Source organism: Ensifer sp. GW821-FHT05G01, from assembly GCF_059419585.1.
Genome location: NZ_JBWKSC010000001.1, coordinates 366561 through 381736 on the forward strand (window position 1 = coordinate 366561; position 15176 = coordinate 381736).

Below are 15176 nucleotides of genomic sequence, written 5' to 3' on the forward strand. Positions count from 1 at the left end.
GGAGAGTGCCCGAGACCGTCAGTCCTCGTCAACCACCCTGAGGCGCAATTGCCCGACGCGATTGTCGACTGCATGACGTGGTTCGTCGTCCGGCCGACCGGCGCCATCGGCCTGAAGTTCCAGCGCCTCGATCTTGGCACCGCGGCGCGCAAGCTTGCCCGAAGAGATGAGGATCTCCTCGACATCCTTCTGGCTCATGGCAAAGTGGCCCTGCAATTTGCGAACCCGTTCATCGAGGCGCGTCAGGTCCTCCATCAGTCGCGCGACCTCGCCCTGGATGAGATGCGCCTGCTCGCGCATGCGGGCGTCCCGCAGGATCGACTGGATAACCTGGATCGACAACAGCAGCAGCGATGGCGAGACGATGACGATGCGCTGCCGGTGCGCTTTCTGGACGATCGCTTCGAAGTGCTCGTGGATCTCGGCGAAGATCGATTCGGAGGGAACGAAGAGGAAAGCCGTCTCCTGCGTCTCACCGGGGATCAGGTATTTGCTGGCGATATCGCGGACATGCACCTCCATGTCGCGGCGGAAGAGCTGCACCATCTGCTGGCGCCGTTCCGGGGTGGCCGCGTCGCGCATGCCGTTCCAGGCTTCGAGCGGAAATTTCGCGTCGATCACCAGCGGCGGCTGGTCGTTGGGCATGCGGATGGTGCAATCCGGGCGGGCACCGTTGGAAAGCGTCGTCTGGAAGGCAAAGGCCCCCATCGGCAGGCCGTCGGCGACGATCGTTTCCATGCGTGACTGGCCGAAGGCGCCGCGCGTCTGCTTGTTCGTAAGGATCGCCTGCAGCCCGGCCATGTCCTTCGCCAGCGACTGGATGTTGTTCTGGGCAGTGTCGATGACGGCAAGCCGCTCCTGCAATCGCCGCAGGTTCTCGTGCGTTGCCTTGGTCTGCTCGCTGATCGAGGTGCCGATCCTGTGGGTCATGCCGTCGATGCGCTGGCTCAGCGTCTGGTTTAGTTCCGCCTGGCGGGTGCCGAAAACGTCGGCCATGGCGGCAATGCGACCCTGCATTTCCGCTTGTGCCGCCAGAAGCATGGCCATCTGTTCGTGACGCTCGTCGTCACCTGCCCGACGCCGCCGCGAAACGGACATCAGCACGAAGCCGACGGCCAGCACGGCCAAAAGCATGCCGAAGTGAACGACGGTGACCGGCACGGTGCCGATGAGAAAGACGGGCTGATCGAAAGAAATGGGCGCAGGTTCCATGCGGCGAGCCTAACAGATTCTCTTTTGAAGGCCAGATCAAAACAAGAACATTTGCGCCGAGCGGTTAACGAGATCCGGGCATTCGCACTGAGCACTCAAGAGTGCGCGCCAATTTTCTTGCACCGGCAAGGAAAGATCGGTTATGGGAGCGATATGACGATCAAGCCACTCATCATCCTCCCCGATCCTGTCCTGCGTCAGGTCTCGACCCCGATCGAAACCATCGACGCCGACATCCGTCGCCTGGCCGACGACATGCTCGAGACCATGTATGACGCCCCCGGCATCGGGCTCGCCGCCATCCAGATCGGCGTGGCGAAGCGCATGTTGGTGCTCGACGTCTCCAAGGAAGGCGACGAGAAAACGCCACACGTCTTCATCAATCCCGAAATCGTCGCTTCGTCCGACGAGTACTCGGTTTATGAGGAAGGCTGCCTCTCCATTCCGGACTACTACGCAGAAGTCGAGCGTCCGGCCGAAGTGACCGTCAAGCATCTCGATCGTGACGGCAAGGAACAGATCGTCAAGGCCGATGGCTTGCTTGCGACCTGCCTGCAGCACGAGATCGATCATCTGAACGGCGTGCTGTTCATCGACCACATCTCCAAGCTCAAGCGCGACATGGTGATCCGCCGGTTCACCAAGGCCGCCAAGACCCGCGGCGCCAAGGCGATCTGACCCCCGAGCAAAGCGCGGCAGCAGCGCTTTGTCATTGAAGGGCTTGATTTGAGGCGCGTAAACCCGTTTGAAGGGGCCTGATTTCAAACGGTCGGAGTACGCGCCTTGTCGCTTCGCATCATCTTCATGGGAACGCCGGAATTTTCCGTGCCGACGCTCGCAGCACTTGCCGGCGCCGGTCACGAGATCGTCGCCGTCTATACCCAGCCGCCCAGGCCCGGCGGCCGCCGCGGGCTCGATATGCAGAAGTCGCCCGTACACCAGGCAGCCGAATTGCTCGGCATTCCCGTGCTGACGCCTGTCAATTTCAAGGACGAGGCCGACCGCCAGACCTTCCGCGAGTTCGATGCGGATGTCGCCGTCGTCGTTGCCTATGGCCTGCTCCTGCCCGAAGCGATCCTGACCGGAACGCGGCTCGGCTGCTACAATGGCCACGCCTCCCTGCTTCCGCGCTGGCGCGGTGCGGCTCCGATCCAGCGCGCCATCATGGCCGGAGACCATGAGACCGGCATGATGGTGATGAAGATGGACAAGGGGCTCGACACCGGCCCGGTCGCGCTCACGAAGGCGGTGCAGATCGGCGAGACGATGACATCAGGCGAGCTGCACGACAAGCTGATGCAGGTCGGCGCCAGCCTGATGAAGGAGGCGATCGGCAAGCTTGAGGCCGACGATCTGCCGCTGACCGAGCAGGCGGAAGAAGGCGTTGTCTACGCCCAAAAGATCAGCAAGGCCGAGACCCGCATCGATTTCAGCAAGAGCGCACGCCAAGTGCACGACCACATTCGCGGTCTGTCGCCCTTTCCGGGCGCCTGGTTCGAGCTGGAGATCGCCGGCAAGCCGGAGCGCGTCAAGGTTCTGAATTCCGAGCGTGTGGCGGGCGAAGGGCCCGCCGGCACCGTTATCGACGACAGCCTGACCATTGCCTGCGGCGAAGGGGCCGTGCGGCCGACGCGGCTGCAGCGGGCCGGCGGCAAGGCGCTTGATCTCGCCGACTTCCTGCGCGGCACACCCGTCGTCGCCGGCACGAGGGTCGGCTGATGCCGCGTTTTCGGCTGACCGTCGAGTATGACGGCTCTGATTATGTCGGCTGGCAGCGGCAGGATAACGGCGCCTCCGTCCAGGGCGCGATCGAAAAGGCGATCCTGTCCCTGACCGGTGAAACCGTCTCGATCCGCGGCGCCGGGCGCACCGATTCCGGCGTGCATGCCGTCGGCCAGGTGGCGCATGCGGACCTGACGCGCCAGTGGAAACCGCACACGCTGCGCAATGCGCTGAACGCCCATCTCGGCATGGCCGGCGAGGGTGTCTCGATCCTCGATGCCCAGGAGGTGACGGACGCCTTCGACGCGCGGTTTTCGGCGCTGCGCCGCCACTACCTCTACCGCATCATCTGCCGGCCGTCGCGGCTGGCGCTGGAGGCAAAACGCGCCTGGTGGGTGACGAAGCCGCTCGATCACGAGGCGATGCATGAGGGCGCGCAGCGGCTTATCGGCCATCACGACTTCACCACCTTCCGCTCGGTCCATTGTCAGGCGACAAGTCCGATGCGCACGCTCGACCGGCTGGACGTCACCCGTACCGGCAATCTGATCGAAATTCGCGCGACCGCGCAAAGCTTCCTGCACAATCAGATCCGCTCCTTCGCCGGCTCGCTGAAGCTGGTGGGGGAGGGAAAATGGACGCCGGACGACCTGCAGGCGGCGCTTGAGGCGCGCGACCGGAAGGCCTGCGGCCCGGTGGCGCCGCCCGACGGGCTTTATTTCATGCAGGTCGATTACTGAGAAAGAGACCGGCGCGCGCAAACGGCGCGCGGACGTCGAGGTTGGCGTACTGTTTGTCAGCTCGGGATCAGGCCGAAAAACCGCTGCAGAAATTCACCCATCATCATCGACGGCAGCAGGAAGAGTGCCGTCAGCGCCGTGGCCAGCAGGGTCTGGTTTCCGGTGATGATGCGCATCAGCCGGAAGAGTACACCGATGCTCACGAAGAGCAGCACCAGCCAGATCAGGCTGGTCAGCCCCTCGCTGCCGGGAATGACGAGGCGGATCGCCGCCGGCACCGCCATCGCGTAGGATAGCGGTACGGACAGCCAGTTGGTGGTGACAATGATCGGGACGACAGCGGTGGTAAAACCGAGCGGGCGGGCCAGCATGAAAACCAGCACCAGCGGCAGCAGCCAGCTGACGAGATCGACGACCAGAAGCTTGAAGACGAAGCCGAAGCCGACCGTGGTTCCCGACGGCATCGCCGAGAGGTAGTAAAGCCGCCAGGACGCCCAGGTGACGGCGATCGCCGGCAGGCACCAGAGCATCGCCGCAAACGAGCGCCAGAGGCCGCTCTCGCTGAAATCGAGCCAGCGGAACCCTTCGCCATTGCCCTGGATCAGCAGCCAGAGCCCCTTGATATAGGCGAGAACCTCCTCAAGCAGCGGCATGGCCGAACCAGCTGAGGATGAAGGTTTCGTAGATTTGCGTCAGCGTTTCGAGATCGGCGACGGCGACGCGCTCGTCGACCATATGCATGGTCTGGCCGACGAGGCCGAATTCGACGACGGGGCAATAGTCCTTGATGAACCGCGCGTCCGAGGTGCCGCCAGTGGTCGAAAGCTTCGGCTGCTGGCCGGTGACCGCTTCGACGGCGCCCGACAGAGATGAGATCAGCGCATTGTTGCGCGTCAGGAAAACGTGGCTCGGCCGCTCGTTCCAGGTGAGCTCGTAGCGGACCGGATCGCGACCCGGTCGCAATGCGCCGTCAGCCGCCGCACGGTCGAGCCGGGCGATGATCTCCGCCATCAGGCTGTCGGCGGTCCAGGTGTCGTTGAAGCGGATGTTGAAGGCCGCGCTCGCCTTTGCCGGTATGACGTTGACGGCGCCGTTGCCGACGTCGATCGTCGTCACTTCCAGGTTCGACGGCTGGAAGTTTTCCGTACCGTTGTCGAAGGGCGGGTCCATCAGCGCCTGGGTCAACTGCAGGATGCCGCGCACCGGGCTGTCGGCGAGATGCGGATAGGCCGCGTGACCCTGAACGCCATTGACGGTGATCCGTCCGGAAAGGGAGCCGCGCCGGCCGATCTTGATCATGTCGCCGAGACGATCCGGGTTGGTCGGCTCGCCGACCAGGCAGGCATCCCAGCGTTCGCCCTTGGCGGCCGCCCAGTCGAGAAGTTTCGTCGTGCCGTTGATGGCCGGGCCTTCCTCGTCGCCGGTGATGAGGAAGGAGACCGAGCCCTTCGGGGGCCCGTGCTTTTGGATATGCCGGGCAACGGCTGCGACGAAGCAGGCGATGCCGCCCTTCATGTCGACGGCGCCGCGGCCATACATTTCACCGCCCGCGATGTCGGCCGAGAAGGGGCCGTGGGTCCACGCATTTTCGTCGCCCACCGGCACCACGTCGGTATGGCCGGCAAACATCAGGTGCGGGCCATCATTGCCGAGCCGGGCATAGAGGTTCTCGATATCGGGCGTGTTCGCGTCCGTCGCGGTAACCCGGTCGACGGCAAAGCCGAGCGGCTTCAGCATGGCTTCGAGCGTTGAGAGCGCGCCGCCTTCGGCAGGGGTAACGGAGGGGCAACGGATGAGGGTAGCGAGATTGGCGATCGGATCGGTAGAGGTCATGTAGCGATATGCCGTCTGCGTGGCGCTAAGGCCAATGGGATTGAGGCTGCTGGTTTATCCGATCGTTGCGCGCCTGTCACGCAGGATGCAACGCGGCGCTGCATCGGGGGCGGAGATGCAGCGCCGCAGCGTCAGCGGGCCGGATTGGATCCGGCCCGCCCGAAACGCATATGGGGCAGGGTTACCTCATTCTCCGGGTGCGAGATGAGGCGCTTCGATATGCGCTCCGGCGTGCTTCAAAGGCCGCTCGCCCGAAAGCTTGCGGATCAGCACGTAGAACACCGGGGTCATGAAGATCCCGAAGGCGGTGACACCGATCATACCGGCAAAGACCGCGACACCCATGGCCGAGCGCATTTCAGCACCGGCGCCGGTGGAGATCACCAGGGGCACGACACCCATGATGAAGGCCATCGAGGTCATCAGGATCGGCCGCAGACGCAACCGGCTCGCCTCGATCGCCGCCTGGACTGCGGTGCTGCCCGACAGTTCCAGTTCGCGGGCGAACTCGACGATCAGGATGGCGTTTTTGGCCGATAGCCCGACGAGCACGATCAGGCCGATCTGGGTGAAGACGTTATTGTCGCCTCCCGTCAGCCAGACCCCGGCAAGGGCCGCCATGATGCCCATCGGCACGATCAGGATGATCGCGATCGGCAGCGTCAGGCTCTCGTACTGGGCGGCAAGCACCAGATAGACCAGGAGCAGCGCCAGCGGGAAGACGAGCATGCCCGAATTGCCGGCAAGGATCTGCTGGTAGGTGAGGTCCGTCCACTCGAAGGCGATGCCGGGCGGCAGGGTTTCGGCAGCGATCTTCTCGATTGCCGCCTGGGCCTGGCCCGAGGAGAAGCCCGGTGCCGGGCCGCCGTTGATGTCGGCCGACAGGAAGCCGTTGTAGCGGATCGCCCGCTCGGCGCCGACCGTCTGCTCGACCTTCAAGAGCGCCGACAGCGGGATCATCTCGCCCGACTGCGACCGCACCTTCAGTTTGCCGATGTCGTCGGCGTGGCTGCGATAGTTGGCATCGGCCTGGACGCGAACGCTGTAGGTGCGGCCAAAGGCATTGAAGTCGTTGACGTAGAGCGAGCCCAGATAGATCTGCAGCGTCTCGAACACATCGGTTACCTCGACGCCAAGCTGGCGCGCCTTGACGCGGTCAAGATCGGCATAGAGCTGCGGCACGTTGATCTGGAAGCTCGAGTAGATCCCAGCCAGCTCGGGCGTCTGGTAGGCCTTTGCGAGGAACGCCTTGGTCGCCTCGTCGAGAGCCTGGTAGCCAAGACCGTTCTTGTCCTCGATCTGGAGCTTGAAGCCGCCGGTGGTGCCGAGACCCTGGACGGGCGGTGGCGGGAACATGGCGATAAAGGCATCCTGGATCGCGCCGAACTCCTGGTTCAGCTGCATGGCGATCGCTCCGCCGGAAAGCTCAGGCGTCTTGCGCTCCTCGAACGGCTTCAGCGCCACGAAGACGATGCCGGAGTTCGACGAGTTGGTGAAACCGTTGATCGAGAGACCCGGGAAGGCGATGGCGTTTTCGACGCCGGGATGCTTGAGGGCGATATCGCTCATACGGCGGATGACGTCTTCCGAGCGGTCGAGCGTCGCGGCATCCGGCAGCTGGGCAAAACCGATCAGATACTGCTTGTCCTGCGCCGGCACGAAGCCGCCGGGAACAGCACGGAACAGCACGAACGTGACGCCGAGCAGCAGGACGTAGACGACCATGATCAGCGACTTGCGCGACAGGATGCGGCCGACGCCGCGGCCATAGGCCTCGGAGCTCCGACCGAAGAAGCGGTTGAAGCCGCGGAAGAACCAGCCGAACACCTTGTCCATGGCGCGGGTCAGCCAATCCTTCGGAGCGTGGTGATCCCGCAGCAGGAGGGCCGCGAGCGCCGGCGAGAGCGTCAGCGAGTTGATGGCGGAGATCACCGTCGAAATGGCGATGGTCAGCGCGAACTGGCGATAGAACTGCCCGGTCAGGCCGGTGATGAAGGCCAGCGGCACGAACACGGCGACGAGCACCAGTGCGATCGCGATGATCGGCCCGGACACTTCCTGCATCGCGCGGTAGGTCGCTTGAACAGGCGAAAGGCCCTGCTCAATGTTGCGCTCGACGTTTTCGACCACGACGATGGCGTCGTCGACGACGATGCCGATCGCCAGCACCAGGCCGAAGAGGCTGAGCGCATTGATCGAGAAGCCGAACACGTACATCACCGCGAAGGTGCCGACGATCGAGACGGGAACGGCGACGAGCGGGATGATCGAGGCGCGCCAGGTCTGCAGGAAGACGATGACGACGATGACGACGAGAGCGATCGCTTCGAGCAGGGTATGGATGACCGACTCGATCGAGGCGCGTACGAACTGGGTGGTGTCGTAGACGATCTCATAGTCAACGCCTTCCGGCATGGTCAGCTTCAGCTCGGCCATGGCCTTGTGGACGTTTTCCGAAATCTGGATCGCGTTCGAGCCCGGCGCCTGGAAGACGCCCATGCCGACAGCGGCCTTGTTGTCGAGCAACGAGCGCAGCGAGTAGTCGGCAGCACCCATTTCGACACGGGCGACATCGCCGAGGCGCGTCACCTCGCCGCCGGTGCCCGACTTGACGACGATGTTGGCAAAGTCCTCAGGCGTCTGCAGGCGCCCTTGTGCGTTGACGGAAAGCTGGAGGTCGAGGCCGGGAACCGAAGGAGAGGCGCCAATGACGCCGGCAGCCGCCTGGACGTTCTGCGCCCGGATGGCGTTGGCGATGTCGCTCGCCGCCAGGCCGCGTTCGGCCGCCTTCTGCGGGTCGATCCAGACGCGCATCGAATAGTCGCCACCACCGAAGATCTGCACCTGGCCGACGCCGTCGATCCGGGCCAGCCGGTCCTTGACGTTGAGAACGCCGTAATTGCGCAGGTAGTTGATGTCGTACTGGCCGTTGGGCGAGAGCAGATGCACCACCAGCGTCAGGTCCGGTGAGCTCTTGACGGTGGTAACGCCGAGACGGCGCACTTCCTCCGGCAGTCGCGGCTCGGCCTGCGAAACGCGGTTCTGGATCAGCTGTTGCGCCTGGTCCGGGTCGGTGCCGAGCTCGAAGGTGACGGTGAGCGTCATCAGGCCGTCGGCCGTCGCCTGGCTCTGCATGTAGAGCATGCCTTCGACGCCGTTGATCTGTTCTTCGAGCGGAGTTGCTACGGTTTCGGCGATGACAGCCGGGTTGGCACCGGGATATTGCGCCCGCACGACGATCTGCGGCGGAACGACTTCGGGATATTCGGAAATCGGCAGGCCGGTCATGCCGAGCAGGCCGCCCACGAAAATCAGGACCGAAAGAACGCCCGCGAAGACCGGGCGGTCGACGAAGAAGCGTGAGAAATTCATTGACGTATCCCCCTTGGGACGAGTTCAGGCAAACCTCCAGCGGTCGCGGCAAGAACTCTCGCCACGCGCCGGGTTTGCAGAGTGATGTCTGGGCGGCCAGATCCGCGTCGGCCATAGCCGAGGCGGATGCCGTCATGTCCTACTTGGTGGCGATCGACGCCGTCGTTTCTTCCACCTGCTGCGGTGCCACGAGGACACCAGGGCGCACCCGCTGCAGGCCGTTGACGACGATGTTTTCGCCGGTCTTCAGGCCACTTTCGACGATACGCAGCCCGTCGGAGTTCGGGCCGAGTATCACCTGGCGGTACTCGACCTTGTTGTCGGCGCCGACGACAAAGACGAACTTCTTGTCCTGGTCGGAGCCGATGGCGCGATCGCTGATGACAAGCTTTTCCTCGGGCTCCGGTTCGCCGATGCGGATGCGGACGAACTGGCCGGGGATCAGACGCCCGTCGGCATTCTCGAGTGCTGCGCGAACGCGGATCGTGCCGGTTGCCGCATCCACCTCGTTGTTGATGAGCTGGATATGGCCCGAGATCGGCGTGCCCTCGTCGGCAGCGGTGCCGACCTGCACCGGGATGCGCTCGATGGCGTTGCCGCCGGCCGAGGCCTGGAGCCGGGCGAGTGCGGTCGTCACCACCTCTTCGCTGGCGCTGAAGCTTGCATAGATCGGGTCGACCGAAACAAGCGTCGTCAGGACTGGCGAGGCGGAGCCGGCGGCAACGAGGTTGCCGGCGGTCACTTCCAGCCGACCGACGCGGCCGGAGATCGGTGCCCTGACCTCGGTGTATTGAAGGTCAAGCTCGGCCGTGCGCAACGCCGCCTTGGCCGAGCGCACGCTTGCCTGCGCCTCGTCGAAGGCGCTGAGGCGCTGGTCGACGCCGCTCTGCGGTATCGCACTTGTGGTGACGAGTTTGCGCCCGCGGTCAAGTTCGGTCTTGGCAAGGGCGACGCGGGCTTCAGCCGCCGAGACTTGGGCTGCGGCTCGGTCGACGGCCGCCGCATAGGGCTCGGGATCGATGGTCAGCAGCAGGTCGCCCTTCTTCACCAGGGCGCCCTCGCGGAAGTGGCTTTCCAGAATGGCGCCGCCGACGCGGGGACGGATCTCGACGCGTTCGATCGCTTCAAGTCGCCCGGAAAAATCCTCCCAGGTGGTGATGCGGCGCGATTGGGCCTTGGCCACCGAAACCGGTACGGCCGGCGGCGGGGCCGCTGCCGTTTCGGTCGCGGCGTCCGCCTCGAAATGCTGCGGCAGGCCGAGAAGAACGGCGGCTGCGCCAGCGGTAGACAATAGGATGCTCAGGCCGGCGCCCCAGAGGGCCCGGCGGGTCACTGTCGATGTCATTTTTCTCTCCTTGCCGGTTGGGAGCCGGCGCTTTTGCTGCTGTCGTCAGCGAAGGGGAGGGCCGGCGGCCCTGTCGTCCGTTGCTAACGCATCGTCATTTCCGCCGGCTTTGCCCCTGCCTGTTGAAAGAAGCGGGAAAAGATGCCGGTAATCGTTTCTTCCTGGGCGGCCCAGGTTTCGGCGTTCACGGTATTTTGCGGTATCCACCCGGCCCGGCCGGGAAGAATTTGGGATTGAACGCTCACACCCGCCTGGCGCAGGCGCTCCGCATAGGCCGCGGTCTCGTCGCGCATCGGGCATTCCTCGCTGGTCAGGATCAAAGCGGGCACCAGACCGGCGAGCCGCGTACAGTGCGCGGGCGCAGCGTAAGGGTGCGTGAAGCCACCGCATTCGCCGAGATAGCGTTGCCAGCCCTCGGCGATCGATTGCACCGAGGTCTCGGGACAGTATTTGCGAAATGACGCGGTCGCCAGGCAAGGGTCGAGCATCGGCGACAGCAGGATTTGCCCCTTGAGGTCGGTCAGGAACTGGTCGCGGGCCATCAGCGCCACGCCGGCGGCAATGTTGCCGCCGGCTTCTTCGCCGGCGATGAACAGCATCGACTTCTTGTGCGCGAATTGCGGGCAACGCGCCCGCATGGAGGACAGCATCGAATAGGTGACGTCGAGTGCTGCCGGAAAGGGATTGAGGCAGGCCGAGGAATATTCCGGCGAGATAACGACGGCGCCAGCCGCCGCAAGCGCCTTGGCGACGCGCTCGCCGGCGGCAATCGAACTGCCGACGAAGGAACCGCCATGCAGGTGCAGAACCACCGGCGGCGGATTGAGCAGCGTGTCGCCACTATAGACACGCGCCGGGCACGCGCCTTGGCCCGTCTGCATCGTCTCTAGTTTAAAGCGTTCACCCATCTCTCTTGCCTTTGCCACGGGGTCATCCCACATGAGGCGACAACCCGCCATGATGGGAGAATAACATTGTCTTCTGTCTGGAATAGTCAGTTCAATCCGACTACACTATTCATTATCTCGAACAATCACGGCTATTGAAAATGGACCAGCTCACGGCCATGCGCGCGTTTCTCCGCGTTGTCGAAACCGGCAATTTCACACGGGCTTCCGCATCGCTCAATATGCCCAAGGCAACCGTCACCAATTTGATCCAGGGGTTGGAAGCGCATCTGCGCACCAAATTGCTCAACCGAACGACCCGTCGGGTTCTCGTCACGCCGGATGGCGCGCTTTATTATGAACGCGCCGCCCGGCTCGTCACCGATCTCGACGAGCTCGACGGCAGCCTGTCGAGCGCCCAGACCTTGCCGAAAGGGCGGCTGCGCGTGGAGATGGCCAGCGCCATCGCCAACCTCGTCATCATCCCGGCGCTGCCGGAGTTCCACAAGCGTTATCCCGACATCCAGATCGACCTCGGCGTCTCGGACCGCACTGTCGATTACGTTGCCGAGAATGTCGACTGCGCCATTCGCGTCGGCACCCTGACCGACCAGTCGCTGATTGCCCGTCGCATCACCGACATGAGCTTCATCGCCTGTGCGGCGCCCGACTATCTCGACCGCTGCTCGACGCCGCAACATCCGTCCGACCTTTCGAAGAATTGTTATGTCGTCGGCTATTTTCGCCCGCAGACCGGTCAGCAGATGCCGTTCTATTTCAAGCGCGGCGCCGAGGAGATCGAGGTTCACGGCCGCTATGCGGTCGCCGCCAACGAATCGACGACGTACCTTGCCGCCGCGCGCGCCGGCCTCGGCGTCATCCAGGCGCCCCGCTTCATGGTGCGCGACGATCTGCAGAGCGGCGCCATGCGGCCGGTTCTGACGGACTGGCAAATTGATTCGATGCCGATCTATCTGGTCTACCCGCCCAACCGACACCTGAGCAGCCGGCTGCGCGTCTTTGCCGACTGGGTGGTGAAAGTCATCGCCCAGTCGCAGCTCGACGGCGAATAGACCTATTTGGCGCGTTCCGCGTCATAACGTTCACGCGCCGCATCGAGCGTGCCGAAATGCGTCTCGGCCCAGCGATCAAGCACCAGCAGGGTTTCGCTGAGCGAACGGCCGACAGGGCTCAGGCTATATTCCACGTGCGGTGGCACGGTCTTCTTGTCCTCGCGCATGACGAGGCCGTTGCGTTCCAGTTCCTTCAACGTCTGGGTCAGCATCTTCTGCGAGACATCGCCGAGGCGGCGCATCAGTGCGGCGTTGCGCATCGGCCCTTCTTCGAGCGCCGAGATGATCAACATCTGCCACTTACCGGCGATCAGCTCCAGAGCGTGGCGAGACGAGCAAGTCGGGTCGAAGACGTCAGGAACGGAGGCAGCGTGTGCTTGCGGCAGGTCTGTCGACATTTTCATAGTTACCAAAAGGTGCGTAATTGCTCTTCGGTGCCTATCCTACCAGATTGGTCTCCAGATGGAAATTTCGATGGAGACGGCAATGGCATGGATCATCCTGATAGCGGCGAGCCTGATTGAAATCATCATGGGCCTGGCGCTCAAATATGCGGAGGGCTGGACGAAACTGGTGCCGAGCGTCATCGGCGTCGCCGCGGCCCTCGGCAGCGTCTACCTGCTGACGATCGCCATGCGCGACCTGCCGGCCGGCACCGCCTATGCCGCCTGGACCGGCATAGGCTCGGTCGGCATCACCGTGCTCGGCATCGTGCTGTTCGGCGACCCCGTCTCCTGGATGCGGATCACGTGCATCGCCATGATCATCGTCGCCGTCGCCGGCCTTCGCTTCCTCGAAGCCTGACGCGCTCAGCCTCGATAGCCGAGACGAAAAAAGCGCCGCGATCGGATCGCGGCGCTTTGTGATTGGTTGTGGCGATGTGCCTGGATCGAGCTTAGCTCTGGCGGTTCTTGGCGTTGTTGCCCTTGGGCTTCGGCTTGAAGCCGCCGTCCTTACCGGCGTTCGGCTTGGGCTTCTTCTTGGTCCAGGCCTCGCGGTTTTCCGGCGGCTTGTCGTCGGTGTGGGCCGGGGCGGCGGCGTAGGCCGGCTTCTTGTCGAACTTGCGCTTCGGCTTGAAGTCGCCGTCGCTGCGCGCCGCATCGTCGGAATAGGGGCGCTTCTTGGCAAAGGCCGGCTTGTCCTTGGAATAGGCGGGCTTGTCCTTGGAGAAGGCTGGCTTGTCCTTCGAGAAGCTCGGCTTCTCCTGGCGCTGTTGCGAGAGATCCGGCGCGCCGGGAAGCGTCTTAACCCGGATGCCCTTCTCCAGCATGCCTTCCTTGCCGATCGACGACAGGAAGCGCTCGGCGCCGTCGGACGTCATCTCGACGAAGGTTTCGTCCTGCTGCATGCGGATCGCGCCGATGTCGCGCTTGGTCAGCTTGCCGTGACGGCACAGCATCGGGATCAGCCAGCGCGGCTCGGCGCTCTGCTTGCGGCCGACCGAGAGCGAAAACCAGCTGCCGTCGCTGAAGTCGGCGCGCGGCGCGTCATAATCTTCGCGCGGCGCGGATTTCTCGTCGCGACGCGGCTTGGCGCGGCTGTCGCCGACGGCAACTTCGATCAGGTCTTCAGGCGCGGAGCGGCCCGAGCGGAATTGGCGCACGAAGGCGGCAGCCATCTGTTCGGCACCATGAAGCTCGATCAGGGCGCGTACGATTTCTTCTTCGTCTTCGCGGATAGGCTCGGCAAAGCTGGTGTCGGCAAGCAGGCGCTCGTCGTCGCGGCGGCTGACTTCGTCGGCCGACGGCGGACGGGCCCAGTTGGCGGTGATGCGGGCGTTTTCGAGCAGGCGCTCGGCCTTGCGGCGCTGGCTCACCGGCACGATCAGGGCGCTGACGCCCTTCTGGCCGGCACGGCCGGTGCGGCCGCTGCGGTGCAGGAGCGTATCCGGGTTGGTCGGCAGGTCGGCGTGGATGACCAGCTCCAGGCCGGGCAGGTCGATGCCGCGGGCGGCAACGTCGGTGGCGATGCAGACGCGGGCGCGACCGTCGCGCATGGCCTGCAGCGCGTGGGTGCGTTCGTTCTGGCTGAGCTCGCCCGACAGCGCCACGACCGAGAAGCCGCGGTTGTTGAAGCGGGCGGTCAGATGGTTGACGGCAGCACGGGTCGAGCAAAAGACGATCGCGTTCTTCGCTTCGTAGTAGCGCAGCACGTTGATGATCGCGTTTTCGCGGTCGTTCGATGCGACGGTCAGCGCGCGGTATTCGATGTCGACGTGCTGCTTCTGTTCCGAAGCGGTGCTGATGCGAACGGCGTCGCGCTGATAGTTCTTGGCAAGCGTAGCGATCGAGCGCGGCACGGTTGCCGAGAACATCAGGGTGCGGCGATCGTCCGGGGATTCCTCAAGGATGAATTCAAGGTCTTCGCGGAAGCCGAGGTCGAGCATCTCGTCGGCCTCGTCGAGCACGACGGCGCTGAGCGACGAGATGTCGAGCGAGTTGCGGCGGATATGGTCGCAAAGGCGGCCGGGCGTGCCGACGACGATGTGGGCGCCGCGCTCCAGCGCGCGCTTCTCGGTGCGCATGTCCATGCCGCCGACGCACGACGTGATCGTCGCGCCGGTCTGCTCATAGAGCCATTCAAGCTCGCGCTTGACCTGCAGCGCCAGTTCGCGCGTCGGTGCAATGACGAGCGCGAGCGGTGCGCCGGGGGCGCTAAAGCGACGCTCGTTGCCGAGCAGGGTCGGGGCCAGCGCCAGGCCGAAGGCGACGGTCTTGCCGGAGCCGGTCTGGGCCGATACCAGCGCATCCTTGCCCGCAAGCTCGGGATCGCGCATCGCCTTTTGAACCGGCGTCAACTCGTTGTAACCGCGTTTTGCCAACGCCTCGGCGATCGCAGGCGCGATCCCTTCGAATTCTGTCATCTCTCGTCTTTCGGATTTCGGTTTTCGCGCCGGTAAACGAACAAGACCTTGGATCAGGTCGTCATCAGGCGCCGATTGCCGCGGCCAGCATCTTATCGCCGGCCTGTTCATGGCGCGCTACATACCCGT

Annotated in this window: 13 protein-coding genes; 5 read left to right on the top strand and 8 right to left on the bottom strand. The window is 64.1% G+C overall.

What is annotated here, in order from left to right:
- Positions 1–18: 18 nt before the first annotated feature.
- Positions 19–1212, bottom strand: coding sequence for a DNA recombination protein RmuC (locus AC07UR_RS01830; protein ID WP_173418832.1), 1194 nt, complete (start codon positions 1210–1212; stop codon positions 19–21).
- A gap of 153 nt (positions 1213–1365) precedes the next feature.
- Here AC07UR_RS01830 and def point away from each other — a divergent pair, with 153 nt between their 5' ends.
- From def to truA, 3 genes are all read left to right on the top strand, one after another.
- Positions 1366–1890 carry a peptide deformylase gene (gene def / locus AC07UR_RS01835; RefSeq protein ID WP_173418833.1) on the top strand — a complete coding sequence of 175 codons (525 nt, stop codon included), beginning with the start codon at positions 1366–1368 and terminating at the stop codon, positions 1888–1890.
- Between the two features lie 105 nt (positions 1891–1995).
- Positions 1996–2931 (top strand): methionyl-tRNA formyltransferase, encoded by a 936-nt coding sequence (gene fmt / locus AC07UR_RS01840; protein ID WP_209787825.1) that lies wholly within the window; start codon positions 1996–1998, stop codon positions 2929–2931.
- Positions 2931–3674: a tRNA pseudouridine(38-40) synthase TruA gene (truA, locus tag AC07UR_RS01845; RefSeq protein ID WP_209787821.1), complete on the top strand. Its 744-nt coding sequence runs from the start codon at positions 2931–2933 to the stop codon at positions 3672–3674. Before fmt ends, truA begins: the two co-directional genes overlap by 1 nt.
- Before the next feature lie 56 nt (positions 3675–3730).
- On the opposite strand, the gene AC07UR_RS01850 is transcribed toward truA, so the two are convergent.
- The 5 genes from AC07UR_RS01850 to AC07UR_RS01870 all read right to left on the bottom strand — a co-directional run bounded on the left by AC07UR_RS01850 (position 3731) and on the right by AC07UR_RS01870 (position 11132).
- Complete coding sequence (locus AC07UR_RS01850; RefSeq protein WP_173418836.1) at positions 3731–4327, bottom strand: hypothetical protein; 597 nt, start codon at positions 4325–4327, stop codon at positions 3731–3733.
- Positions 4314–5507 carry a succinyl-diaminopimelate desuccinylase gene (dapE, locus tag AC07UR_RS01855; protein ID WP_209787818.1) on the bottom strand — a complete coding sequence of 398 codons (1194 nt, stop codon included), beginning with the start codon at positions 5505–5507 and terminating at the stop codon, positions 4314–4316. The genes AC07UR_RS01850 and dapE overlap by 14 nt, the downstream gene beginning before the upstream one ends.
- A 186-nt stretch (positions 5508–5693) precedes the next feature.
- Positions 5694–8879 carry an efflux RND transporter permease subunit gene (locus AC07UR_RS01860; RefSeq protein WP_173418838.1) on the bottom strand — a complete coding sequence of 1062 codons (3186 nt, stop codon included), beginning with the start codon at positions 8877–8879 and terminating at the stop codon, positions 5694–5696.
- 139 nt (positions 8880–9018) lie between these two features.
- Positions 9019–10224 (bottom strand): efflux RND transporter periplasmic adaptor subunit, encoded by a 1206-nt coding sequence (locus AC07UR_RS01865; protein ID WP_173418839.1) that lies wholly within the window; start codon positions 10222–10224, stop codon positions 9019–9021.
- Positions 10225–10307: 83 nt separating this feature from the next.
- Positions 10308–11132 (bottom strand): alpha/beta hydrolase, encoded by an 825-nt coding sequence (locus AC07UR_RS01870; protein WP_173420943.1) that lies wholly within the window; start codon positions 11130–11132, stop codon positions 10308–10310.
- A gap of 140 nt (positions 11133–11272) precedes the next feature.
- Here AC07UR_RS01870 and AC07UR_RS01875 point away from each other — a divergent pair, with 140 nt between their 5' ends.
- The gene (locus tag AC07UR_RS01875) at positions 11273–12184 is read left to right on the top strand and encodes a LysR family transcriptional regulator (protein WP_173418840.1); all 912 of its coding nucleotides are present in this window, start codon (positions 11273–11275) and stop codon (positions 12182–12184) included.
- A gap of 2 nt (positions 12185–12186) precedes the next feature.
- Here AC07UR_RS01875 and AC07UR_RS01880 read toward each other — a convergent pair whose 3' ends face one another.
- Positions 12187–12582 (bottom strand): winged helix-turn-helix transcriptional regulator, encoded by a 396-nt coding sequence (locus tag AC07UR_RS01880; protein ID WP_234941615.1) that lies wholly within the window; start codon positions 12580–12582, stop codon positions 12187–12189.
- 88 nt (positions 12583–12670) lie between these two features.
- Between AC07UR_RS01880 and AC07UR_RS01885 the strand changes: the two genes are divergently transcribed.
- Complete coding sequence (locus AC07UR_RS01885; protein WP_209787812.1) at positions 12671–12988, top strand: DMT family transporter; 318 nt, start codon at positions 12671–12673, stop codon at positions 12986–12988.
- A 91-nt stretch (positions 12989–13079) separates the two neighbouring features.
- Here AC07UR_RS01885 and AC07UR_RS01890 read toward each other — a convergent pair whose 3' ends face one another.
- Entirely contained in the window at positions 13080–15047 is a 1968-nt protein-coding gene (locus AC07UR_RS01890; protein WP_209787809.1) for a DEAD/DEAH box helicase, read from the bottom strand.
- Positions 15048–15176: the final 129 nt, after the last annotated feature.

Coding starts and splice junctions, on each gene's coding strand:
- AC07UR_RS01830 (WP_173418832.1), bottom strand. CDS start 1,212: ATGGAACCTGCGCCCATTTCTTTCGATCAGCCCGTCTTTCTCATCGGC.
- def (WP_173418833.1), top strand. CDS start 1,366: ATGACGATCAAGCCACTCATCATCCTCCCCGATCCTGTCCTGCGTCAG.
- truA (WP_209787821.1), top strand. CDS start 2,931: ATGCCGCGTTTTCGGCTGACCGTCGAGTATGACGGCTCTGATTATGTC.
- AC07UR_RS01850 (WP_173418836.1), bottom strand. CDS start 4,327: ATGCCGCTGCTTGAGGAGGTTCTCGCCTATATCAAGGGGCTCTGGCTG.
- dapE (WP_209787818.1), bottom strand. CDS start 5,507: ATGACCTCTACCGATCCGATCGCCAATCTCGCTACCCTCATCCGTTGC.
- AC07UR_RS01860 (WP_173418838.1), bottom strand. CDS start 8,879: ATGAATTTCTCACGCTTCTTCGTCGACCGCCCGGTCTTCGCGGGCGTT.
- AC07UR_RS01865 (WP_173418839.1), bottom strand. CDS start 10,224: ATGACATCGACAGTGACCCGCCGGGCCCTCTGGGGCGCCGGCCTGAGC.
- AC07UR_RS01870 (WP_173420943.1), bottom strand. CDS start 11,132: ATGGGTGAACGCTTTAAACTAGAGACGATGCAGACGGGCCAAGGCGCG.
- AC07UR_RS01875 (WP_173418840.1), top strand. CDS start 11,273: ATGGACCAGCTCACGGCCATGCGCGCGTTTCTCCGCGTTGTCGAAACC.
- AC07UR_RS01880 (WP_234941615.1), bottom strand. CDS start 12,582: ATGTCGACAGACCTGCCGCAAGCACACGCTGCCTCCGTTCCTGACGTC.
- AC07UR_RS01885 (WP_209787812.1), top strand. CDS start 12,671: ATGGCATGGATCATCCTGATAGCGGCGAGCCTGATTGAAATCATCATG.
- AC07UR_RS01890 (WP_209787809.1), bottom strand. CDS start 15,047: ATGACAGAATTCGAAGGGATCGCGCCTGCGATCGCCGAGGCGTTGGCA.